This window comes from Nocardioides sp. Root190, assembly GCF_001428565.1.
Classification (GTDB): domain Bacteria; phylum Actinomycetota; class Actinomycetes; order Propionibacteriales; family Nocardioidaceae; genus Nocardioides.
The window spans coordinates 1-22,638 of record NZ_LMIA01000011.1; the positions used below are offsets into that span (position 1 = coordinate 1).

Consider the following 22,638-nt stretch of genomic DNA (forward strand, 5'->3'; position numbering starts at 1 on the left):
GAGCGTGTACAAGAACATGACGACGTTCCTGGTCGAGAAGGAGCCCGGGTTCGGCGAGACCGCCCAGGGCGTCACGGTGCCCGGCAAGATCGACAAGATGGGCTACAAGGGCGTCGAGACGACCGAGCTCATCCTCGAGGRCCACCTCATCGGTGCCGACCAGATCCTGGGTGGGGTGCCGGGCAAGGGCTTCTTCCAGATGATGGACGGTGTCGAGGTCGGCCGGGTGAACGTCGCGGCCCGTGCGTGTGGTCTGGCGTGGCGTGGTTTCGAGCTGGGTGTGGCCTATGCCCAGCAGCGCAAGACGTTCGGCAAGATCATCGCCGAGCACCAGGCGGTGTTGTTCCGTATCGCTGACATGGCGACCAAGGTCGAGACCGCGCACACGATGATGGTGCGCGCGGCACGGTTGAAGGACACCGGCAAGCGGATGGACGTCGAGGCCGGGATGGCCAAGATGGTCGCTGCCGAGCTGGCCAACGAGGTCGTGGAGGACTCCTTCCGCATCCACGGTGGCTACGGCTACTCCAAGGAGTACGAGATCGAGCGCCTCATGCGCGAGGTCAAGTTCATGCTCATCGGTGAGGGCACCTCCGACATCCAGAAGATGATCATCGGCCGCTCCCTCCTCAAGGACTACAAGCTCAAGTGACCTGAGGGCCCGCTGGACCTCCAGCGGGCAGGTGGGTGCATCGTGGCCAGGGGTCTCGAGACGGCCGCGGGCGGCCTCCTCGACCTCCGCTGGTCGAGGAGGTCGCGCAGCGACCGTCTCGAGACCTGGTGACCCGGTGCCGGTGCTCGCCCGCGGGCGGCCTCCTCGATCAACGGTGCCGGCGGCATCGACCGACGCCGAGGGTGGATGGCCTAGGGTCGCTCGCGTGATCGCGACCGTCAGCACCGTCAAGGACACGCTCGCCAACGTCCAGCGCTTCGTCCGCGGCAATCTCGCCGGAGGAGTCGACCACATGGTCGTCTTCCTCGACGGGCCGGACGCCGAGGTCGAGGCCTGGCTCGCGAGCCAGGAGCACGTCACCCACGTCGTCGCTGACGAGACGTGGTGGGGCAAGCGGCCGGCCGACCTGAACAACCGGCAGCGGCTCAACGCCAACATCGCCAAGGCGCTGCTGAGCGTCGTACCGGGCGTGGACTGGCTCTTCCACGTCGACGCCGACGAGATCTGCCAGATCGACCGCAGTGTCATCGACGCCGTCCCCGCGGAGTACGACGCCGTCCGGCTCGCGCCGCTGGAAGCCGTCAGCCGCAAGCAGTGGGATGCCGACCCGACCTGGTTCAAGCGGCTGCTCGACGAGCCGGACCTCAAGCTCCTCGAGGTCCTGGGCGTGATCGACAAGCCCGCCAACGGCCACCTCTTCCACGGACACGTCGAGGGCAAGACGGCCGTACGGCCCGGCCTCGATCGCTGGCTCACCATCCACCGCACGGTCGACGAGAAGCGCGAGGAGGTGCCGCACTTCGCGGCGGCCGGTCTCCAGGTGCTGCACTACGAGTCGTACTCCGGTGAGGACTTCGTGCGGAAGTGGAGCGCGATGCTCGCTGCGGGACCCGAGATCAGCCTCCGGCCGGTCCGCGAGCGCACCAAGCAGGCCATCCAGGCGCTCATCGGCAAGCCGCTGACCCCTGAGCTGCGCGAGCAGTACCTCATGCGGATCTTCGAGCAGACGACCGAGGACGACTTCGACACGCTGCGCGAGCTGGGACTGCTCGTGGAGGCGGACCCGACGCTCGGCACGCACACTCCTCAGCCGCTCGATGCGGACGCGCGCGAGCAGCTCGCAGGCCTGCTGGCCGCGCTCGCGGGTGAGCCCAAGGAGGCCTTCCGGGTCTGCGGTCCTGTGGGCCCGGCGCAGGAGGCGCTCTCACGACTCGGAGCCGGTGACGGCAAGAAGTCGTGGTGGCGGAAGAATGGTCGCTCGTGACCACGACACCTGCCACGAAGACCAACGCCGGCAACTTCTTCGAGGACTTCTCGATCGGGCAGCGCATCGTCCACGCGACGCCCCGCACCGTCACCGAGGGTGACCGTGCGGTCTACGGCTCGATCTACCCGACCCGGTTCGCCATCCCCTCCTCCGCCGCGTTCGCTGCGTCCGTGGGCCTGGCAGCCCACCCGGTCGAGGACCTGATCGCCTTCCACATCGCCTTCGGCAAGACCGTCCCGGACGTCTCGCTCAACGCGATCGCCAACCTCGGCTACGCCGAGTGCCGCTTCCACCAGCCGGTCGTGCCGGGCGACACCCTCGCCACCACGTCCGAGGTGATCGGCCTCAAGCAGAACTCCAACGGCAGGAGCGGCGTGGTCTACGTCCGCTCGACCGCGACCAACCAGCGCGGCGAGGTGGCGCTGGAGTGGGCCCGCTGGGTCATGGTCCACAAGCGCGACGTCGACGCACCCGCGCCCGACCCCGTCGTGCCGGAGCTCGCGTCGGTCGTCGCTCCCGCGGACCTGGTGCTCCCGTCCGGCCTGGACTTCTCCGGCTACGACTTCGCCGCGGCGGGGGAGACCCACCGCTTCGAGGACTACGCGGTCGGTGAGCGGATCGACCACGTCGACGGCGTGACGCTCACCGAGTCCGAGCACCAGCAGGCGACCCGGCTGTGGCAGAACACCGCCAAGGTCCACTTCAACGTCGAGGCCCGCCCCGACGGCAACCGGCTCGTGTACGGCGGCCACGTGATCTCCCTGGCCCGCGCGTTGTCCTTCAACGGGCTCGCCAACGCCCAGCTGGTCGCGGCCATCAATGCCGGCGCCCACACGGCGCCGGCCTTCGCCGGCGACACGATCTATGCGTGGTCCGAGGTGCTGGACCGTGCGGAGACCTCCGCCCCCGGCGTCGGTGCGCTCCGGCTGCGGCTGGTTGCGACCAAGGGGCGCGACGAGTCGATGACCCTGCGCGGCGAGGACGGCAAGTACGCCCCGGGCGTCCTGCTCGACCTGGACTACTGGGCGCTCGTCCCGCGCTGACCGGCTGACCCGGCGGCGTCACCTCACCTGCACGTCCCTGATCGTGTAGGTCACCTCGTCGTCGGTCGCCATCTCGATCTGGTCGATCACGACGCGGTCGGGGTGGTCCTGGCCGGCGGGCCACACGACCTCGACCGCGGCGACGCGAGCGTCGTTGGCACGCGCGATCACGTCGTTGATCGTGAGACGGGCGTACTCCGGCGCCTCCTCGCCCCTGGTCTCGCCCCCGATGCTCGTCGCGGTGGTGACGACGCCGTCGGCGACGGTGATCGCGAGCGGCCCGACGAGCGGGCAGAAGCAGAGCACCTCGAGCCGGTAGGTGTAGTTCTGCGGCGCGAACACCGGGTAGGACCTTGCGGCGGTCCCGGCCCCGTCGGAGGGCGCCTGGCTCGTCGGCGGGCTCGCGGAGGGGGTGGTGTCGCGCGCCTCGCCGTCGTCCTCGCGACTGCAGCCGGACACGAGCAGCGCGGTCGTCAGGACGGCAGCGACGGGCAGGAACGACGGGGTGTGCACGAGCCTCATGATCCATCGACGTCGGCGGCAGCGGATTGGTTCCGAGCACGAAAACTGAAACTTGTTCCACTTTTTGGGACGAGGCCATGACTTGGATCACAGTCGACCGTTACGTTGTGATAGAGGTCTCATCGAGACCTGATTCCCGGAGTGCTCCCTGAAGGGACGAAGTGTGTCTGTCGTTCGATGTGCCCGGCTGCTCGTCGCAGCGGTGATGGTGATTCTCCTGGCCGCCTGCGGCTCCCAGCTCGATCCGGACACGGTGGCCAAGGTCAACGACACCAATGGTGGTGGCGGCAACCCGGCGTCCGGTGACGGAGGCGGCTCGGCCGTCGACGGCGGTGCGGTCGACGGCGGCGCCGTGGACCCCGGTGCGGCCGACCCCGGCTCCGACGGCGCTGCCGCCGGCGGCGGGACGGGTGGCACCGGCTCTGGTGGTTCGGGTGGCTCCGGTGGTTCGGGTGGCTCTGGCGGGGGCTCCGGTGGTGGATCGGCCACGGGTGGCGTGAAGCCGGGCTCCTGCGCCGGGTTCAAGAACCAGAAGGGTGTCACCGACAAGACGATCACGATCGCCAACATCTCTGACATCTCCGGGCCGGTTCCGGGCATCTTCGAGTCCGCGCAGCAGGCGACGCGTGCCTACATCAACTACTTCAACTCGCAGGGCTCGATCTGTGGCCGCAAGCTCGAGCTGATCAACCTCGACAGCCGCGCCGACGCCGGTTCCGACCAGCAGGCCTACGTCAAGGCGTGCGACCAGGCCTTCGCCGCCGTCGGATCCATGTCGGCCTTCGACAGCGGTGGTGCGGCCACCGCCAACAGCTGTGGCCTGCCCGACCTCCGCTCGGTCATCACCAGCCCCGAGCGCCAGGACTGCAAGAGCTGCTTCGCGGCGTACTCGATCCGGACCAACCTGATCCCTGACGCGGTGTCGAAGTACTTCGCCCAGAAGTTCCCCAACGCCGTCAAGAACGCCGCCTTCCTGTACGTCAACGCAGGTGCCGCGCCCGTCAACACCAAGAGCCAGGCGGCGGGCTACGAGAAGGGCGCCGGCTGGAAGGTGACCTACCTGCAGGGCATCGACGTCGCGGAGTTCAACTTCGCGCCGTACGTCCAGCAGATGAAGTCGAAGGGCGTCAAGATCGTCACCTACGTCGGTCCGTACCAGAACTCGGTCAAGCTCCAGCAGGCCATGCAGCAGCAGGGCTTCAAGCCGGACGCGTACTTCCAGGACCCGACGATCTACGACCAGCGCTACATCCAGCAGGCCGGGAGCGTCGCCGAGGGCACCTACATCTGGGCGGCCAACGACCTCTTCGAGAACAAGAAGAACGCCGAGATCCAGCTGTACCTCTCCTACCTGCAGCAGGTGAAGCCCGGCGCCATCCCGAACTACTACGGCCTGTACGCCTGGTCGGCAGCCCGTCTGTTCGTGGAGAAGGCCATCGCTCTCGGAGGCAAGCTCGACCGCGGTTCGCTCGTCCAGGCCGTGCGTGCGACGACCAGCTGGACCGGGAACGGTGCGCACACCCCGATGAACCTGGGCACTGCCAACACCCCGCCCTGCGCCAAGATCGCCCAGTACAAGGGCGGCAAGTGGCAGCAGGTCTCCTCCGGCACCTACCTGTGCGGTCGCACCGTGAACTCCGGCATCGGCGGCTGACCCACCGATGAGTTCCCTGTTCGCCTTCACCCTGCTGGGGCTGTTCACCGGGGCCGCCTACGCGATCATGGCCAGCGGTCTGGTGCTGACCTACGCCACGACGCGGGTCTTCAACATCGCCCACGGCGCGTTCGGCATGGTGCTGGCCTTCACCTTCTGGGACTTCAGCCAGCGCCAGGGGCTGCCGACCCTGCTGTCGCTGTTCCTGGTGCTCGGGGTGGTCGCTCCGGCGATCGGCTGGGGCATCCAGCGGTTCGTCACCCGCGGCCTCGGCGAGGGCCCGGTGTCGGTCGCACTGGTCGTCACCGTCGGACTGCTGGTCGGCCTGATCGGCCTCGCGCAGTACATCTGGCCGCCCGAGCCGCGGGTGCTGCTGCCCTTCCACGCGGAGACCGGCTGGCAGGTGGGGGACACCTACATCACCGCCCACCAGCTGATCACGATCATCTGCTCGATCGTGGTGGCGGTGGGGCTCTACCTCCTGCTGAACCGCACCAGGGTCGGCACGGCGATGCGGGCCTCGGTGGACAACCCCGAGCTGCTCAAGTTCTTCGGAGGCAAGCCGGACACCGCCGCCGCCCTCGCGTGGGCGATCGGCATGTCGCTGGCCGCCCTCGCCGGGATCCTGCTCACGCCGGTGGTCGGGCTGGACTACTACGCGCTGACGCTCCTGGTCATCAACGCCTACGCGGCGGCGATGCTCGGTCGGCTCAAGAGCCTGCCGCTGACCTTCGCCGGCGCGATGGGCCTGGGCATCCTGGAGTCCCTGGCGGTCGCCTACCTGCCCACGGACGGCTTCTGGTCCACGATCCGGCCGGTCATCCCCGCACTGTTCCTGTTCGTCGTGGTGGTCGCGATGCCGCAGACCCAGCTGCGCATCGGCCAGGTCAAGGGCATCATCGCCGCGCCCGTCCCGACGGTCCGCAAGAGCCTCGCCTCGGGTGGTGTCCTGCTCGCGTTCGCCTTCGTCCTGATCGGGATCGTGTCGCGGGCCGACGTGCTGCTGATCGGCGTCGCGGCGACGTACGCGATGGTGATGCTCTCGCTCGTGCTGCTGACCGGGTACGGCGGCCACGTCTCGCTGGCCCAGTTCACCTTCGCCGGCGTCGGGGCGCTCGCCTACGCCAAGCTCGACGAGCCCAACCTCCTGGGACTGGTGCTCGCGGCGCTGATCGCGGCCGCTGTCGGCGCGCTCGTGGCGCTGCCCGTGCTGCGACTGACGGGGCTCTACCTCGCGCTGTCGACCCTGGCGTTCGCGGTGCTGATGGACAAGGTGATCTTCCAGGCCGACTTCGCCTTCAAGTTCAACGGCACCCTCGCGACCGAGCGGCTCTCCGTCTTCGGCATCCAGATCGCCAGCGACACGGCGTACGTGTGGTTCATGGTCCTGGCCTTCGTGCTGATGGGGCTCTTCCTGTTGTGGCTCCGACGCGGGGCTCTCGGCCGGATCCTCATCGCCACCCGCGACAGTCCGTCGGGCTGCGGCACGCTGGGCCTGGACCTGCGCTGGTTCCGGGTCGGACTGTTCTCGCTCTCGGCCGGCATGGCCGGCGTCGCGGGCGCGCTGTTCTCCGGACTGCGGGGGACCGTGGGCGCTGCGGACTTCCTGTACTTCCAGTCGCTCCTCGTGCTGCTCGCGGCCGTCGTCTTCGGCGTCACATCGGTGACCGGGTCGCTGCTGGGCGGCACGGCCCTGATGCTGCTGCGGTCCTCCTCCCCGGAGCTGACGGCAGTGCTCTTCGCCATCCTGGGATTCGGGGCGGTGCTGCTGGCGCGGGACCCGAACGGCACCGCGAACCACCTGTTCAAGCTCGGCCGCTGGAGCACGAACCGTGTCCTTCCCCGCTGGGAGGAACAGTTCCGCGAGCGGCTCGACGGCCTGTTGAAGGCGAACCGTCCGCAGCCGGCCCGGTCCGTCGACGTCCCCGTGGAAGCAGCGATCGAAGAGCCGAAGGGAGTGTCCTGAGCCATGGCGTCCACCACCCTCCTCGAGGTCGACGACGTGATCGTCCGCTTCGGCGGCGTCACCGCGGTCAACCACGCCGCCTTCACGGCCGAGCGCGGTCGGATCACCGGACTGATCGGCCCCAACGGGGCCGGCAAGACGACCTGCTTCAACGTCATCACCGGACTGCAGAAGCCCACCTCCGGCCGGGTGCGCTACCGCGACCGTGACGTCACCCGCTGGGCCGTCAACCGGCGCGCCAAGCACGGCATCGGCCGCACCTTCCAGCGACTCGAGGCGTTCGGCTCCCTGTCGGTCCGGGACAACGTCCGCGTCGCCCAGGAGATCCACGGTGGCCCGCTGGCCTGGCTCCGACCCGGTGGGTCCCTGCTCGGCGTCGACATCCTCCTGGAGCGAGTCGGCATCGCCGACTACGCCGAGGAGCGTGCGGACTCGATCCCGACCGGAGCGGCCCGACTGCTCGAGCTCGCGCGGGCGCTGGCCTGCGAGCCGCAGCTGCTGCTGCTCGACGAGCCGTCCTCCGGCCTGGACGAGACCGAGACCGACGCCTTCGGCGACCTGCTCAAGGAGCTCGCCGACGAGGGCTGCGCGATCCTCATGGTCGAGCACGACATGGACCTGGTGATGACCGTCTGCGACGAGATCCACGTCCTCGACTTCGGCGAGATCATCGCGTCGGGCACGCCTGCCGACATCCGCACCGACCGCAACGTCCAGCGCGCCTACCTCGGCTACTCCGAGGACGACCCCGCTGCCGGCCACACGAGCGAGATGGAGGTGGTCACGCCATGAGCATCCCCATCCTCGAGGTCGTCGACCTGCACGCCGCCTACGGGCGGATCGAGGTGCTGCGCGGGGTCGACCTCGCCGTGCCCAAGGGCGCCGTGATGGCCCTGCTCGGCCCCAACGGCGCCGGGAAGTCGACCCTGGTCAAGGTGATCAGCGGTCAGAAGGAAGCGACCTCCGGTGACATCCACCTCGCGGGGGTGCACGTGCGCGGCGCCCGCTCGGAGGACCTGGCCCGGGTCGGGCTGTGCACCGTGCCCGAGGGGCGCTCGGTCTTCCCCAACCTCACGGTCGAGGAGAACCTCGTGCTGATGTCCTACGCCGGTGTCCCCAAGGGCGCGATCCTCGAGACGGCGTACAACTACTTCCCGCGCCTGCACGAGCGGCGCAACCAGCTCGCGGGGACGATGTCCGGCGGTGAGCAGCAGATGCTCGCCATGTCGCGGGCGCTCACCTCGGACCCGGCGCTCCTCCTGCTCGACGAGCTGTCGATGGGCCTCGCGCCGCTGATCGTCGACGAGCTCTACGACACCGTGGCCCGCATCGCCGAGTCCGGCGTCTCGATCCTCTGCATCGAGCAGTTCGCCCGGACTGCGCTCCGGGTCTCCGACTACGCCGCCGTGATGAGCGGCGGAAGGATCGTCGCCACCGGAGAACCCGGCGAGATCCTCGACACCATGGCCGACGTCATCCTGGGGGGTGCCGCATGAACCGGAACCGACGTACCCGACTCCTGCTGACCGGAGGTGTCCTGGCCTCGATGATGCCGATCGCCGCCGGGAGCGTCGGGACCGCCCACGCCGAGGGGGACCCGTCGTACGGCGGCTTCACGACCTCTGCCTGGTCGAGCCCGATCCGGATCGAGATCTTCGAGCCGGCCCTGCCGATCCCGGTCGACGCAGGGATCGCCCAGCTGGAGTTCCTGCTGGGCTACAGCAAGGTCAAGGCCGACTCCGGCATGTCCACGGGTCGCTCCAGCCTGTTCTGGCCGGGCGACCCGGTCGGCGAGGGGCTCAAGACTTTCGCCGAGCAGCTCGGACTGCCCTCGACGCCGCTCACCGCGAACGGCTACCCGGTCCAGGCCAACTCGCAGTTCCCCGGCGACCAGACCACCGGCGCCGACACGAAGATCCCCGGCTCCATCTCGCGCACCACCTCCGGCGACAGGACGGCGATCGCGGAGACCGGCTTCTCACCCGACGGCCAGCTGGTCGGTCCCGACGGTGAGGGCGCCGGTGGGGGAGCGAGCAACCCGCTCTCGCAGCTCACCGACCAGCTCAAGAACCTGCTCGGTGGCGGGCTCCCCGGTGTCGCGAAGACCGCCGCGCCGGCCAACCCCCTGGGTGTCCTGGTCGACGTCGACGGCTACGTGTCGGTGAGCCGCATGACGGCCGTCGACGGTCCCATCGTCGCGTCCTCGCGGTCCACGCTGGGCGAGGTCCGCCTCCTCGGCGGTCTGGTCACGCTCGGTGGGGTGGAGACGAGTGCCCGGGTCACCTCCGACGGCGCCAAGGCGACGAGCACCGGCAAGGCGACCTACGGGAAGATGTCGATCCTCGGCCAGCAGTTCGCCATCGGTCCCGACGGCATCGAGGCCGCCGGCACCACCTCGCCGATCCCGTTGCTGAAGGACCTGCCTGCCGCAGCGCTGAAGCAGCTCGGCCTCACGATCACCGTCCCGAAGCAGGGCCGTACGGTCGAGGGCGATCTCGCGAAGTCCGTGTCGGCGGGACTGGAGATCACCATCGACACCAAGATCCTCGCCCCACTCCTGAAGGCACTCCCGGCCGGCGCGCTCGCCGAGCTCATCCCGGCCCAGGCCGGACCGCTCAAGGGCGTGGTCGCCGGACTGTCGACGCTCGCGCCGAGGGTGGTCATCACCCTGGGGGCGGCGCAGGCGAGCGTCGACACCGTGCCGCCGATCGATGTCGTCGCGCCCGCCCCGGTGGCCGAGCAGCCGCCGGCCGCCGCGGCGGCCCCGCAGGCGCCGGCAGCAGGTTCCGTCGGCGTCCCGCCGGTGGCCGGAGCCCCGGCTCCTTCCGGTGCGGCCCCTGCCGGTGGCGGGGTCCCCGTGACTGATCTGGTCGACGCTGCGCCGGCCAGTGCCGGACTGCCCAACCTGTTCTCCATCCCCGGTTTCCTGTTGATCGCCGCCTTCGCCGCGGCGGCCGTCGCCGGCAGCGCGTTCCGACGCATCGGAGCCGCTGCCCTCGGTGGCGGCGCTCCCTGCGCCCACGGCCTCGACAGTGGCCTTCCCGACCTCCGAAAGGCGTGATCCCGAGATGACCAGTACTGCTCTGCCCCGGGCCGGGGAGTCCTCGCGCTCCGGCATCGCTCCGCTGAAGAACGACCACGCCGCCCTGCTCCAGCTGATCCTCTTCTGGGCGGGAGCGATCCTGCTCCCGCTGGGCCTGGTCGTGATCGTGCTGGGGTGGTACGGCGCCGCCAACACCCCGTACCAGTACGACCAGCTGTCCTACCTCGTCTCCGGCGGCCTGCTCGGCCTCGGGCTGACCTTCATGGGCGGCTTCCTCTACTTCGGTGCCTGGCTCGCCCGGATCGCTGCCGACGAGCGTGAGTCCTCCAAGCGCCTCGCCGACACGCTGCTGCTGCTCGCGGAGGTGACCGCCGGAGCGGCGACCACCGACGCCCGCGGTGCCGACCTCGGCGCGATCCCGGTCGTGGCCGGCAGCGGGACGACGATGCACCGTCGCGACTGCTCGCTGATCACGCACCGCGACGACCTCGTCGCCGTCGGTGAGGACAACGCGCATCTCACAGTGTGTCGGGTGTGCCGTCCCGGCGGCCGTGGCTGACACCGTGCTGTCGTGAGACTCGGGACCGAACGACTGCCGGCCACGACACTGAGCGCGAAGGGCACGCGGCTCAACCGCAAGGGCCTGGAGACCCGCGGTCTCCTGCTGCGCGAGGCGGTCCACTGCCTGGCCGAGGGTGGGCCCGAGGCGGTCAGCGCCAACGCGATCGCACGTCGGGCCGGCGCCACCTGGGGCACCATCCAGCACCAGTTCGGTGATGCCGACGGCCTGTGGGCCGCCGTCCTCGAGCACATCGGCACCGAGGCGGACTTCGGCGCTCTGCGGGCACCGACACAACCCGACCTCGCGGAGCGGGTGCGGGCGGTCATCGACCTGATGTGGGCCGCGGTCCAGGTGCCCGAGGCGCTGGCCTTCTACCAGCTGCGCTCCGCCCTGCCGCACCAGCGCGAGCAGCTCGAGGAGGCCTATCCGAGCACCGCGCGGGCCATCGCCCGCTGGGACGAGGGTTGGGCGGCGCTGTGCGAGCGCTCGTTCGCCGGTCTCGGCGTCGACGCCGGCAAGCTGATGCGCCTGCGGCACCTGTTGCCGGGGGCGATGCGGGGCTTGTACGCCGAGGGCGACCTCGGTGGCTATGTCGATGTCGAGGAAGCCCGACAGGGCCTCGTCGACGCGCTCACGGCCTACCTGGGGAGCTGAACCACCGCGCCAGCGGCAGCAGTGCGAGGACCAGCAGCATCGGTACCACGAAGCCGTACCTCAGCTGGTCCTGTCCCACGACGCCGGTGAGGACGGCGCCCAGCAGGCCGCCCACGTAGTTGAACTGGTTGAAGCGCGCGATCACGGCGTCCACCCGTTCGGTCGAACCGCCCGCGATCCGCGCCGCCGCAGAGAAGCTCAGCGGCGCCACGACCGAGATCCCGGCGCCGACGATCGTGAAGCCCAGCACCGCGACCGGCCAGGTCGGCGCGAAGGTGACCACGGCGAGGCCGCCGCAGCTGATGACTGCACCGGTGCGCAGGACCAGCTCGGCGCCGTACCTCGCGACGAGGTGGTCGCCCGCCAGCCGCACGGCCAGGCTGGCGACGAGATAGGGCAGCGTCGCCAACGCGACCCACCGCGACGGCGCGTCGAGCACCTCGTCGACGTAGACCGCGCCCCAGGTCTGTGCGGCGGTGTCGACCATGTAGAAGACGACCATGCCGAGGCCGACCATCATGATCGGGCGCCACGGAACGGCCGGGCCGGGCGAGGTGGCGGCCTGGTCGGCGCTCACGCTCTGCTCCCGCGGAAGGAAGGCGCTGCACGCCATGGCCAGGGGTACGAGGGCGACGAACGCCGCCCAGCGGAGGTCGAGGTCGGCGGTGGCCAGGGTGGTCGCGGCCCCGACCAGGCCGCCGAAGGTCCAGCCGCCGTGGAAGCTCGGCAGGATCGGCCGCTCGTAGCGCCGCTCGATCGCGACGGCCTGCATGTTGGTCGCGGCGTCGACGACACCGAGCCCGACGCCGTACACGCCGACTCCGGCGAGGAAGGCGGCCCAGGCGGGTGCGGCCAGCATCAGGGCGCTGCCGAGGGCGACGAGGACGAGGCCCGCCCGGAGCAGCTGGGCGCTCGAGGTGCGGGGAGCGAGCCTCTCGGCGAGCACCGAACCGAGGCCGGCGAGCAGCACGATCGCCAGGAGCACCCCCGAGACGCCGAGCTCGCCGAGGTCCCAGCGGTCCTTGATCTCGGGCAGCCGCGTGGTGAGGCCGATGAACACGAAGCCCTGCGTGGCGAAGGCCGCAGCGACGGCGGCCCGACGTCGGGCGAGCGGGATCATGCGCGGATCCTGCCACCGCGAAGGCGTCCGGGGGCCGCGACTGGCAGGATTGCGCCATGGCAGAGTCCGCGACCATCGTCCGCCACGGTGCCACCGAGTGGAGCGTGTCCGGGCAGCACACGTCGACGACCGACCTCCCGTTGCTCCCGGCAGGGGAGCAGGGCGCCCGCGACGTCGCCACCCGCCTCGCCGGGGAGTCCTTCGCCGAGGTGCTGACCAGCCCGCTGCGACGGGCGCGGCACACGGCCGAGCTGGTGGGCTACCCGGCCGCGGAGCTGTGCGACGACCTCATCGAATGGCGCTACGGCGACTACGAGGGGCGGACCACTGCGGAGATCCGCGAGAGCATCCCCGGCTGGACCCTCTGGACGCACGGCGCCCCGGGCGGCGAGCGCGCCGAGGAGGTCGCGGCCCGTTGTGACCGCGTGATCGAACGGATCCGTCAGGCGCCCGCGCCGGTGCTGCTGTTCGCCCACGGTCACGTCCTGCGCGTCCTCACGGCCCGGTGGCTCGGCCTCGAGCCGAACGAGGGGCGGCTGTTCCGGCTCGACACGTCCACGGTCTCCGTGCTCGGCCACGAGCGGGAGACGCCCGCGCTGCTGCGCTGGAACGCTTGACGTGGACCGCCTGCGCGCAGCAGGGTTTTTTTCATGACCTCCGACCAGCAGTCCCGGGTGGAGTGCCCGCGCTGCCCGGCGCCGGTGGCCGAGGTCGGTGACGGCCGTTGGTCGTGCCCGGAGCACGGCGTCGTCGTACCCCTCTGGCGGCCGACGGTGTCGTCGTACGACAGCTTCGCCGAGCACCTGCAGCGGGTGGAGGCGTTCCCGACGTATCTTCCGTGGCCCCTCGGTCCCGGCTGGAGCGTGAGTGACTTCGCAGCGGTCACCCAGGCCGAGGGCGGCACCCGGGCCACGATGACCTGTGTCTCCGGCTCGAGCCAGCTGGACGGTCCGGTCGACGTCATCGTGATCAGCGAGGAGCCGGGCACCGGCTTCGGCGCCCGGGTGGCCGGTCTGGCGGACGGCGACGGCACTCCCCGTCTGGATCCCGGGCACGAGGTCGGCGAGGGACCGCCGCCGGTCCGGGTCCGGGTCGAGCAGCACCCCGTCGGTCTGTGGCCGGTCTCGGTGAGTGCCTCGCCGGGGGAGTGGGATCGCTCGGTGCTCGCCGGCGAGGCCGGTGGCCGCTGGCTCTGGCTGGTCCTGCGACCCGCCTCGGCGATCCTGCTGCTCCGCGACGACTGGATCCTGCGCGACGTCTCCGCCACCGGGCCGCAGCTGGTCGCGTTGCCCTTCGGGGGCGCTGCACCGTCCTGGTGAGGCGGGATCGGTGCCGGCCGGGGTGACGGCGCTCACCGCGCCGTCAGGTCGTTGTCTGACAATCCGGGGCACTAGCCTCTACTGGTGACGATCGACCTCCACACCCACTCCCGCGTCAGCGACGGCACCGCCTCGCCCGGCGACGTGGTGCGCGCCGCTGCGGCGGCCGGGCTCGACGTCCTCGCCCTGACCGACCACGACACCACCGGTGGCTGGGACGAGGCGGCAGCGGCGGCCCGGGAGACAGGTGTCGGGCTGGTCCGGGGGATCGAGGTCAGCACCCGCTTCCGGGGGACCGGTGTCCACCTGCTGGCCTACCTGCCGGATCCCGACGACGCCGCACTGCAGGCCGAGCTCGGACGCATCGTGGCCGGCCGCGAGGACCGCGTCCCCGCGATGCTCGCTCGCCTCCGCGACCTGGGGATCCCCGCGACGGACGCGGCGCTCGCCGAGGTCTCGGGGGGCAACGAGGTCACCGGGCGGCCCCACATCGCCGACCTGCTGGTCCACCTCGGCGTCGTCGCCGACCGGGACCAGGCCTTCACCGACTACCTCTCGGACGGCGGACCCGCCTTCATCGACCGGTACGCCGCCGACCTGGTCGAGATGGTCCGGCTGGTCCGGGCTGCTCGCGGCGTCTCCGTGATCGCCCACCCGTGGGGGCGCGGCTCGGCCCACGTGCTCGACGAGGACGGCTTCGCCGAGCTCCAGGACGCCGGGCTGGCGGGCATCGAGGTCGACCACCTCGACCACGACCCGCAGGCGCGCCACCGGCTCCGCGAGATCGCAGGCCGTCTCGACCTGGTCGTCACCGGGGCCAGTGACCACCACGGCACCGGCAAGACCGGGCACGACCTGGGGTGCGAGACCACCGCGCCCGACCAGCTCGATCGTCTCCTCGACCTGGCCTCTGCTCTCGACTCACCGACGACCCTCGTCGGGCCACGTTCGTGGCGAAAGGGGCCGTCGTCGTGATCGAGTACGTCCTGCTCGTCGAGGTCTTCGTGACCCTCTTCGTCATCATGGACCCGGTCGGCACGGTGCCGATCTTCCTGTCCCTCACCGCCGGTCGCAGCCGCGAGACCGCACGCCGGGCCGCGTGGCAGGCCGTCGCCGTCTCCTTCCTGGTGATCACGCTGTTCGCGTTGTTCGGACGCCAGATCTTCCACTACCTGCACATCTCGCTGCCCGCTCTCCAGTGCGCCGGTGGTCTGCTGCTCCTGCTCGTCGCCCTGGAGCTCTTGACGGGCAACGAGAAGGAGCAGACCGCCAGCGGTGACGCCAACATCGCGCTGGTCCCGCTCGGGACACCGCTGCTCGCGGGTCCCGGTGCGATCGTCGCGACGATGCTGTTCGTCCAGGAGATCGACGGCTGGGCCAGCGGCACCGCAGTCGCGCTGGGCATCGTTGCCGTGCACCTCGCCCTGTGGCTGGCGATGCGCTACTCGCTGCCGATCCTCCGGCTCATCCGGGAGGGCGGGGTCCTCCTCGTCACCCGGATCGCCGGTCTGCTGCTCTCGGCCATCGCCGTCCAGCTCGTCGCCGACGCCGTCCGGGCGTTCATCGCAGGCGAGGGCTGAGGCCTACTTCCGCCCGAGTGACTGGAGCCGCTGCAGGCCGCTGCGCGGCACCAGCCGGGTCAGCACCACGATCGCCTTGTAGCGCTTCGACGGGATCGACATCCCCTTGCCCCGGTCGAAGTCGGCGAGCGCGTCACGGACCAGCCGGTCCGCCTCGAGCCAGAGCGGCCGGGGGGCCGAGGAGTCGCGGTCGACCCCCAGACGCTGGTGGAACTCGGTCCTCACGAAGCCGGGACACAGCGCCATCACGGTGACTCCCTGGGCGGCGTACTCGCCGTGTGCCCAGGCGCTGAACGAGTTCACCCAGGCCTTGGCCGCGCTGTAGGTCCCGCGGGGCAGGAACGCCGCCACGCTCGACACGTTGATCACGCCGCCGCGTCCACGCTCGGTCATCGGGCCGAGTGCTGCATGGGTGAGGCGGAGCACGGCCCGCACGAGCACGTCCTGCTGCGCCTGCTCGACCTCGATCGGATTGACGAGGAAGCTCTCCTTGAGCCCGAAGCCGGCGTTGTTGACGAGGAGGTCGACCGGGCGGGTGCGATCGGCCAGCCGCTCCTCGACGCGCGCGAGCTGGTCGAGATCGGTGAGGTCGGCGGACAACACCTCGACCTCGACGGGGTACGCCGCCCGGAGCTCCCCGGCGACCACCTCCAGCCGCGTCGAGTCCCGCGCGACCAGGACCAGGTCCTCGCCGCGCGCCGCGAGCTGGCGGGCGAACTCGAGGCCGATACCGGCGGTCGCGCCGGTCACGAGGGCAGTGGTACGTGCGGTCGACATGGCGCCAGTCAAGCATTCGGCGGCACGAGGTGCCCGCCTTGCGCCCACGACGCGGGGATGTCCGGCATGATGGACCCCGATGAACAGCGTGAAGGCTCCCGGCTCCCCCGTCACGATCCTCGCTGTCGCCAACCAGAAGGGTGGCGTCGCGAAGACGACCAGTGTCGCGTCGATCGGTGCTGCCCTGGCGGAGCGCGGTCAGTCGGTCCTGCTCGTCGACCTCGACCCACAGGCCTGTCTGACCTTCTCGCTCGGCATCGACCCGGAGGACCTCGACCTCTCGGTGCACCACGTGCTGACGAAGGGGACCGACCCCTCCGAGGTCATCATCGCCACCGAGGACGGCGTCGACCTCCTGCCCGCCACGATCGAGCTCGCCCGTGCCGAGGCCGACCTGCTGACCCGCACCGGCCGCGAGCACGTCCTGCGCACGGTGATGGAGGACCTCGCCGCCGCGGGCACCCACTACGACTGGGTGATCCTCGACTGCCCGCCGTCCCTCGGGGTGCTGACGGTCGCGGCTCTCACGGCCGCCCAGGGCGTCCTCATCCCGCTGCAGTGCGAGACCTTGTCGCACCGCGGGGTGGGCCAGCTGCTCGACACCGTGCACGACGTACGCCGCTTCACCAACCGCGACCTCGCGGTGTGGGGCGTCCTGCCGACCTTGTACGACGGCCGGACCAACCACGCGAGGGCGGTGCTGGACACCATCTCGGAGACCTACGACCTCGAGGTCATCGAGCCGCCGATCCCCAAGACGATCAAGTTCGCCGAGGCCCCGGCCGCCGGCCGTTCGATCCTGGCGACCAGCCGCACCAGCAAGGGCGCACAGGCCTACCGCGAGGTCGCCGGTGCGCTCATCTCCCGGGCGGCGCGCTGAGTCGTGGCACAGGCAGGCAAGCGGGCGGCTCCCCGCCGATCGAGCGGAAGGCACCGGAATCCGGTCGCCGGCAAGCGCCGCGCGAGCGCGGTGCGACCGCGCTACGGCCGGATCACGGTGCTGGGCGCCTCCCTCTCGGTCACGGCCATCGCCGTCGCCGGCGGGTTCGGGCTGCTGCCGTCGGGGCCTGACCGTTCGGATGCGGCGAGCTCGATCACCGCACCCACCCAGCGCACCGACGACACCCCCGCGACCCGCACCGATGCCCGCACGGGTGCGACCCCCGGGCTCGCCGACGCCGACGGCAGCAGCAGGATCGCCGCACTGACGGAGTCGACCGGGCTGCCCGCCGACTCGGGGGAGGGGCGGCGCATCGTGTTCAGCGAGAGCCTGCAGCGCGTCTGGCTCGTCGACGACGACGAGGACGTCACCCGCACCTACCTCGTCTCGGGCAGCGTCACCGACAACCTCAGGACCGGGACGTTCGCGGTGTTCTCCCGCAGCCGCAACGCGGTGGGCATCGACGACTCCGGGACGATGGAGTACTTCGTCCGGTTCACCTACGGCACCGGCGGCTCGGCGATCGGCTTCCACACGATCCCCGTCGACGACGGCAAGCCGGTCCAGACGCTGAAGCAGCTGGGCACTCCGCTCTCGCACGGGTGCATCCGCCAGGAGCGCACGAACGCGATCGCGCTCTGGGACTTCGCTCCGGTCGGCACGACGGTCGTCGTCACGGCCTGAGCCCCGACGGGGTGGATGGGTCGGCTGCGGCGGCTTTCATCACGGTATGTAGGTGAGTGGGCTCGGGCTGCGGCGGCTTCATCACGGTATGTAGGTGAGTGGGCTCGGGCTGCGGCGGCTTCATCACGGTATGTAGGTGAGCGGTCGCCTCCCTGGCGGAACTCCGCTACAGAACCGCACGGTCGTCTACATACCGTGATGAAGCGCCATCGCTTCGCCTACATCCCGTGATGAAGCCGAAACGGCCCGGACCGACAGCGTCGATCCGGGCCGTTCAGGAGAGAGCCGTGCTCAGGCGGTCTGCGACTCCGCAGTGCCTGCGTTGTCCGAGCCGCTCGGGGTGCCCTCGCCCTGGCCGCCACCACTGGGGCGACGACGGCGACGACGGTTGCGGCTGGCGCCAGCGGGACGCTCGGCGCCCTCGGTCGCCGGGGCTGCGCCCGCGTCGGGGGCAGCCGTGGCGGCCTCGCCCTCGACCGGCTGGCCCGATCGGGTCCGGGTGCGGGTGCGGTCGCGGTTGCGGTCGCCGCCACCGGTGCGACGCTCGCCGCCGCCCTCGCGACGGTCACGGCCACCACGGTCGCCACCGCGGTCGCCACCACGGTCACGGTCGGCGCGGGGCGCCTGCGGGGCCGGGGGAACGATCCGTCCCTTGGTGCCGGGGGCGATGCCCTGGTCGTGGAAGAGGTGCTCGGAGGTCGAGTAGGTCTCCAGCGGCTCCTCGAACGGCAGGTCGAGCGCCTTGTTGATCATCTTCCAGCGGTGCACGTCGGTCGCGTCGACCAGCGTGATCGCGATGCCGGAGGCGCCGGCGCGGCCGGTGCGGCCGATCCGGTGGACGTAGGTCTTGTCATCCTCGGGGCACGTGTAGTTCACGACGTGGCTGACACCGGCGACGTCGATGCCACGAGCGGCGACGTCGGTCGCGACGAGGACCTGGATCTTGTCCTCGCGGAACTTGGTCAGCGCCTTCTCGCGCGCGACCTGCGCCATGTCGCCGTGCAACGGGCTGGCCTTGAAGCCACGCTCGACGAGGTCGTCGGCAATCCGCTGTGCCTGGCGCTTGGTGCGGGTGAAGACGATCATCTTGTCGGCGTCCTCGGCCTGCAGCAGGCGACCGATGATCTCCGGCTTGTCGAGGTCGTGGGCCAGGTAGATGAACTGGGCCGTGGCGGGCACGGTGGAGTTCTCGTAGGACGACTCCGCCCTGATGTTCATCGGGTGGCGCATGTGGGTGCGGGCCAGCGACACGATCGCTGCCGGCATCGTGGCCGAGAACAGCATCGTCTGGCGCGTCTCGGGGGTGAGCTTCAGGAGCTTCTCGACGTCGGGGAGGAAGCCGAGGTCGAGCATCTCGTCGGCCTCGTCCAGGACGAGCGCATGCACGTGGGAGAGGTCCAGGACCCTGCGGTTGGCCAGGTCGATCAGGCGCCCGGGCGTCCCGACGACGATGTCGACCCCTGCCTCGAGGGCATCGATCTGGACGTCGTAGCCGACGCCGCCGTAGATGGTCAGGACACGCAGGCCGCGATCCTTGGCGGCCAGCTGGAGGTCGCTGGAGACCTGGAGTGCGAGCTCGCGGGTGGGCGCGACGACCAACGCCTGCGGCTTGCCCTGCGGCAGCTCGGCGTAGTCGGGGTCGCTCGGGGCGACGCTGCGCTGGAGCAGCGGGATGCCGAAGGCAAGGGTCTTGCCGGTGCCCGTGCGTGCCTGGCCGATCAGGTCGGTGCCCAGCAGCGCGACGGAGAGGGTCATCTCCTGGATCGCGAAGGGGTGGGTGATGCCGGCGCGGTCGAGGGCGTCGCAGATCAGGGGCATCACGCCCATCTCGCGGAAGGAGGGGATGACCTTCTCCGCACGCGTCTCGTTGGCACCGTCGTCATCGACCGCGGGGGTCTCGTCGGAGGGCGCAGCAGTGGTGTCGTCGATGGAAGTCAGGGTTCTTGTCGCTTTCGTGAGTGTCGTCGGCCGGTCGGCAGGCGCCAGAATCAAAGCGGCCGATTCACACTCAGCCGCGCACATACGTGGGCGGGTGCCCGGGCGGGCCGTCGCGCTCCGTGAGGGGCGGACAGGCTCTCGCTGTGACCCAGTCTACTTGTAGCCTGCACGCATGGCTGAATCCGCCGGAGCGAGCTCCCTCACCGCTGATGCCGACCCGGCCTACCGCGAGGCCGTGATCGATCTGCTCGCGGCGATCTCCTACGGGGAGATCTCGGCCTTCGAGCGCCTCGCCGAGGACGCCAAGCTCGCGCCGAGCCTGGCCGACAAGGTCGACCTCGCGACGATGGCCAGCGCCGAGCTCACCAAGGTCCATGCACTGCACGACCGGATCCGGTCCTTCGGTACCGACCCGTTCGTCGCGATGGCGCCGTTCCGCGAGCCGCTGGACGCCTTCCACCTCCACACGGCTCCGGCGGACTGGTACGAGGGACTCGTCAAGGCCTACGTCGGCGACGGCCTGGCCAACGACTTCTACCGCGAGATCGCGGCCTACCTGGACCCCGAGACCCGGGACCTGGTCGTCTCCTCGATGGAGGAGGGCACCCACGCGGCCTTCGTCGTCGACCGCGTCCGCGCGGCCATCGTCCAGGACCCGCGCCTCGGCGGGCGGCTGGCCCTGTGGGGTCGCCGACTGATGGGGGAGGCCCTCACCCAGGCGCAGCGCGTCGCCGCCGAGCGGGACGCCCTGACCGCACTCCTCGCCGGGGGCGTGGACCGCCCCGGCCTCGACCTGGCCGCGATGGGCCGGATGTTCACCCGCCTCACCGAGCGCCACATGGCGCGGATGAGCGAGCTCGGCCTCGACTCGTGAGCGACGCCCACCGGGCCGTCGAACGCCTGCTGTACGCCTACGCCGATGCGGTCGACGCCGGCGACCTCGCCGGGGTCGGGACGCTCTTCGGTGACGGTCGCGTCTGCGCCGGGACGCCCGATGGCCCGGTGACCCTCGCCGAGGGGAGCACCGCGGTCGAGGCGTTCTACCGCTCGATGGTCCGCTTGTACGACGACGGCACGCCCCACACGCGCCACGTGACCACCAACCTCACCCTCGATGTGGACGAGGCGGGCGGGACGGCGAGCGCCTCGTCGACGTACACCGTCTTCCAGGCGACCGAGAGCCTCGCGCTCCAGCCGATCATCGTGGGCCGCTATCGCGACACGTTCCGGCGCCGCGAGGGCGCGTGGACGTTCGAGTCGCGCACGATGACCACGGACCTGACCGGCGACCTCAGTCAGCACCTGCTGGGCTGAGCGCGCCCGGCGACGCCGCCGGCGCCTCGGGCTCCCAGCCGGGAGGCCCGAACAGGTAGCCCAAGCGGTCGCGCCAGGATCCGGCGTTGCGCACGTTGCGGCTGATCTGCGCGTAGTCGCCGTACTGCAGCTTCAGCAGGTTGTACGTCTCGACCTTCTTGGTCAGGCCGTACGTCGGGCGGTGCAGCTCGGGCTGGAAGGTGCCGAACATCCGGTCCCACACGATGAGCATCCCGGCGTAGTTCTTGTCGAGGTACTCCGGGTCCGAGCCGTGGTGCACCCGGTGGTGGGACGGGGTGTTGAAGACGAGCTCGACGGGCCTCGGGAGCTTGCCGATCGTCTCGGTGTGGACGAAGAACTGGAAGATCAGGTTGAAGCCGAAGGCGACGTAGATCGTCCACGGGGAGAAGCCGAGGAAGGGCAGCGGCAGCCAGAAGAAGAACTCGAACCACGGGTTCCACTTCTGGCGCAGCGCGGTCCCGAAGTTCATGTACTCGCTCGAGTGGTGCGCCTGGTGGGCGGCCCAGCCGACGTTGACCCGGTGCACGAAGCGGTGCGAGCCGTAGAAGCCGAGGTCGACGGCGACGATCACGAGCGGCCAGTACCACCACGCGTCGGTCGACAGGTGGAACGGCGCGAGGTGCACGAAGACCAGGGAGTAGACGAGGAAGGACCCGACCTTGAAGGCCAGGGTGAAGACCAGCGAGATCGCGCCCATGCCGAGGCTGGCGCGGGTGTCCTTGCCGAGGTAGCCGGTGGGCGGTCGTCCGGTGTGCGGGTCGTCCTCGTGGTCGAGCCACTTCAGGGCGGCGAGCTCGATGAGCAGGGTCAGGACGAAGAACGGGATCGCGTAGGTCACCGGGTTCTTCAGCGGGTCGAGCAGGTCCTGCACGGGGGCTCCTTCGATATGACTCGCGAGTAAGTTACCACGGGGTCAATTCGTCCGCTAGGGTTTCTCCCATGACCTCGGCGACCCGCACCGGCACGAAGGGCGTGGCGCGCGCCGACCGCGAGCAGCAGATCCTCGACGTGGCCGGAGGGGTCTTCGCCGAGCAGGGCTTCGCGGCCACCTCCGTGGCCGACATCGCTCGCGAGGCCGGCATCTCCAAGCCGCTCATCTACAACTACTTCGGCTCGAAGGAAGGTCTCTTCGAGCGGTGCCTCCTCGAGGCGTCCTCGCTGCTGATCGGGGAGATCGAGCGGTCTGCCCGGCTCGGAGCGGTCGGCCTGCGGCGGGCGCTGGTCACGCTGGAGGGCGTGTTCGCGGCGCTCGACGGGCGAGCGTGGGTCTGGGCCGTGGCCAACGACCCGACAGCGCCGGTCAGCGACGCGGCCGGCGACGTGCTCGGCTCCTACCGCCGCCGGCTGGAGGAGCTGGCGACCGAGGGGGTCGGGGAGCTGCTCGCCCTCGCCGGGGACGACGACGCCCTCGACCTCGATGCGATGACGACGGTGTGGAGCAACGTGTTCACCTCGCTCGTCACCTGGTGGTGCGAGCACCCCGGGGTGACACCGGACCAGATGAGCGCACGGTGCGAGCGCCTGTTCGGTGCCGTCTTCGGGATGTCCGTCAGCGGGTGAC

The 22,638-nt window shown here is 70.5% G+C and carries 24 protein-coding genes; 19 read left to right on the top strand and 5 right to left on the bottom strand.

What is annotated here, in order from left to right; translation table 11 throughout:
- From ASE01_RS17195 to ASE01_RS17205, 3 genes are all read left to right on the top strand, one after another.
- Window positions 1–652, top strand: a 652-nt coding sequence (locus ASE01_RS17195; RefSeq protein ID WP_268789168.1) for an acyl-CoA dehydrogenase family protein, incomplete at its 5' end; no start/stop codon positions are given.
- 226 nt (window positions 653–878) lie between these two features.
- Window positions 879–1,937 carry a glycosyltransferase family 2 protein gene (locus ASE01_RS17200; RefSeq protein WP_056755018.1) on the top strand — a complete coding sequence of 353 codons (1,059 nt, stop codon included), beginning with the start codon at window positions 879–881 and terminating at the stop codon, window positions 1,935–1,937.
- Complete coding sequence (locus tag ASE01_RS17205; RefSeq protein WP_056755021.1) at window positions 1,934–2,983, top strand: MaoC family dehydratase; 1,050 nt, start codon at window positions 1,934–1,936, stop codon at window positions 2,981–2,983. The genes ASE01_RS17200 and ASE01_RS17205 overlap by 4 nt, the downstream gene beginning before the upstream one ends.
- A gap of 18 nt (window positions 2,984–3,001) precedes the next feature.
- Here ASE01_RS17205 and ASE01_RS17210 read toward each other — a convergent pair whose 3' ends face one another.
- Entirely contained in the window at window positions 3,002–3,505 is a 504-nt protein-coding gene (locus ASE01_RS17210) for a DUF6174 domain-containing protein (protein WP_056755024.1), read from the bottom strand.
- 163 nt (window positions 3,506–3,668) lie between these two features.
- Between ASE01_RS17210 and ASE01_RS17215 the strand changes: the two genes are divergently transcribed.
- Genes ASE01_RS17215 through ASE01_RS17245 form a run of 7 tightly spaced genes read left to right on the top strand, consistent with a single transcriptional unit; the run spans window position 3,669 to window position 11,384 of the window.
- The gene (locus ASE01_RS17215; protein ID WP_157537467.1) at window positions 3,669–5,159 is read left to right on the top strand and encodes an ABC transporter substrate-binding protein; all 1,491 of its coding nucleotides are present in this window, start codon (window positions 3,669–3,671) and stop codon (window positions 5,157–5,159) included.
- Window positions 5,160–5,166: 7 nt separating this feature from the next.
- The gene (locus ASE01_RS17220) at window positions 5,167–7,125 is read left to right on the top strand and encodes an ABC transporter permease subunit (RefSeq protein ID WP_082606173.1); all 1,959 of its coding nucleotides are present in this window, start codon (window positions 5,167–5,169) and stop codon (window positions 7,123–7,125) included.
- A 3-nt stretch (window positions 7,126–7,128) separates the two neighbouring features.
- On the top strand, window positions 7,129–7,917 hold the full coding sequence (locus ASE01_RS17225; protein WP_056755032.1) for an ABC transporter ATP-binding protein: 789 nt from the start codon (window positions 7,129–7,131) through the stop codon (window positions 7,915–7,917).
- Window positions 7,914–8,621: an ABC transporter ATP-binding protein gene (locus ASE01_RS17230; protein WP_056755036.1), complete on the top strand. Its 708-nt coding sequence runs from the start codon at window positions 7,914–7,916 to the stop codon at window positions 8,619–8,621. Before ASE01_RS17225 ends, ASE01_RS17230 begins: the two co-directional genes overlap by 4 nt.
- Window positions 8,618–10,186 carry a choice-of-anchor P family protein gene (locus ASE01_RS17235; RefSeq protein WP_056755040.1) on the top strand — a complete coding sequence of 523 codons (1,569 nt, stop codon included), beginning with the start codon at window positions 8,618–8,620 and terminating at the stop codon, window positions 10,184–10,186. Before ASE01_RS17230 ends, ASE01_RS17235 begins: the two co-directional genes overlap by 4 nt.
- 7 nt (window positions 10,187–10,193) lie before the next feature.
- Entirely contained in the window at window positions 10,194–10,727 is a 534-nt protein-coding gene (locus tag ASE01_RS17240) for a hypothetical protein (RefSeq protein WP_056755045.1), read from the top strand.
- 12 nt (window positions 10,728–10,739) lie between these two features.
- Window positions 10,740–11,384, top strand: a complete 645-nt coding sequence (locus ASE01_RS17245) for a TetR/AcrR family transcriptional regulator (protein ID WP_200958892.1) — start codon at window positions 10,740–10,742, stop codon at window positions 11,382–11,384.
- On the opposite strand, the gene ASE01_RS17250 is transcribed toward ASE01_RS17245, so the two are convergent.
- A complete protein-coding gene (locus ASE01_RS17250) occupies window positions 11,362–12,504 on the bottom strand; it encodes an MFS transporter (RefSeq protein ID WP_056755048.1) in 1,143 nt (380 codons plus the stop codon). The two genes, ASE01_RS17245 and ASE01_RS17250, sit on opposite strands and share 23 nt — an antisense overlap.
- A 56-nt stretch (window positions 12,505–12,560) precedes the next feature.
- Here ASE01_RS17250 and ASE01_RS17255 point away from each other — a divergent pair, with 56 nt between their 5' ends.
- The 4 genes from ASE01_RS17255 (at window position 12,561) to ASE01_RS17270 (ending at window position 15,403) form a co-directional block, all read left to right on the top strand.
- Window positions 12,561–13,121, top strand: coding sequence for a histidine phosphatase family protein (locus tag ASE01_RS17255; RefSeq protein WP_056755051.1), 561 nt, complete (start codon window positions 12,561–12,563; stop codon window positions 13,119–13,121).
- Window positions 13,122–13,154: 33 nt separating this feature from the next.
- Window positions 13,155–13,823, top strand: coding sequence for a DUF6758 family protein (locus ASE01_RS17260; protein WP_056755055.1), 669 nt, complete (start codon window positions 13,155–13,157; stop codon window positions 13,821–13,823).
- Between the two features lie 84 nt (window positions 13,824–13,907).
- Complete coding sequence (locus ASE01_RS17265) at window positions 13,908–14,798, top strand: PHP domain-containing protein (protein ID WP_056755059.1); 891 nt, start codon at window positions 13,908–13,910, stop codon at window positions 14,796–14,798.
- Window positions 14,795–15,403, top strand: coding sequence for a MarC family protein (locus ASE01_RS17270; RefSeq protein WP_082606207.1), 609 nt, complete (start codon window positions 14,795–14,797; stop codon window positions 15,401–15,403). Before ASE01_RS17265 ends, ASE01_RS17270 begins: the two co-directional genes overlap by 4 nt.
- A gap of 3 nt (window positions 15,404–15,406) precedes the next feature.
- Here ASE01_RS17270 and ASE01_RS17275 read toward each other — a convergent pair whose 3' ends face one another.
- On the bottom strand, window positions 15,407–16,180 hold the full coding sequence (locus ASE01_RS17275; protein ID WP_056755063.1) for an SDR family NAD(P)-dependent oxidoreductase: 774 nt from the start codon (window positions 16,178–16,180) through the stop codon (window positions 15,407–15,409).
- Window positions 16,181–16,259: 79 nt separating this feature from the next.
- Between ASE01_RS17275 and ASE01_RS17280 the strand changes: the two genes are divergently transcribed.
- Together ASE01_RS17280 and ASE01_RS17285 are read left to right on the top strand one after the other, a co-directional pair.
- Window positions 16,260–17,060: a ParA family protein gene (locus tag ASE01_RS17280; RefSeq protein ID WP_056755066.1), complete on the top strand. Its 801-nt coding sequence runs from the start codon at window positions 16,260–16,262 to the stop codon at window positions 17,058–17,060.
- Between the two features lie 3 nt (window positions 17,061–17,063).
- Window positions 17,064–17,804, top strand: a complete 741-nt coding sequence (locus ASE01_RS17285) for a L,D-transpeptidase (protein ID WP_082606174.1) — start codon at window positions 17,064–17,066, stop codon at window positions 17,802–17,804.
- 291 nt (window positions 17,805–18,095) lie between these two features.
- Here the strand turns inward: ASE01_RS17285 and ASE01_RS17290 are convergent, their stop codons facing one another.
- Window positions 18,096–19,622, bottom strand: coding sequence for a DEAD/DEAH box helicase (locus ASE01_RS17290; protein ID WP_056755718.1), 1,527 nt, complete (start codon window positions 19,620–19,622; stop codon window positions 18,096–18,098).
- Window positions 19,623–19,914: 292 nt separating this feature from the next.
- Here ASE01_RS17290 and ASE01_RS17295 point away from each other — a divergent pair, with 292 nt between their 5' ends.
- Window positions 19,915–20,616 carry a ferritin-like fold-containing protein gene (locus ASE01_RS17295; protein ID WP_056755072.1) on the top strand — a complete coding sequence of 234 codons (702 nt, stop codon included), beginning with the start codon at window positions 19,915–19,917 and terminating at the stop codon, window positions 20,614–20,616.
- Window positions 20,613–21,056, top strand: coding sequence for a nuclear transport factor 2 family protein (locus tag ASE01_RS17300; RefSeq protein WP_056755076.1), 444 nt, complete (start codon window positions 20,613–20,615; stop codon window positions 21,054–21,056). The genes ASE01_RS17295 and ASE01_RS17300 overlap by 4 nt, the downstream gene beginning before the upstream one ends.
- On the opposite strand, the gene ASE01_RS17305 is transcribed toward ASE01_RS17300, so the two are convergent.
- Window positions 21,034–21,948, bottom strand: coding sequence for a sterol desaturase family protein (locus tag ASE01_RS17305; RefSeq protein WP_056755079.1), 915 nt, complete (start codon window positions 21,946–21,948; stop codon window positions 21,034–21,036). The two genes, ASE01_RS17300 and ASE01_RS17305, sit on opposite strands and share 23 nt — an antisense overlap.
- A gap of 68 nt (window positions 21,949–22,016) precedes the next feature.
- Between ASE01_RS17305 and ASE01_RS17310 the strand changes: the two genes are divergently transcribed.
- Window positions 22,017–22,637 (top strand): TetR/AcrR family transcriptional regulator, encoded by a 621-nt coding sequence (locus ASE01_RS17310; protein ID WP_056755084.1) that lies wholly within the window; start codon window positions 22,017–22,019, stop codon window positions 22,635–22,637.
- Window position 22,638: the final 1 nt, after the last annotated feature.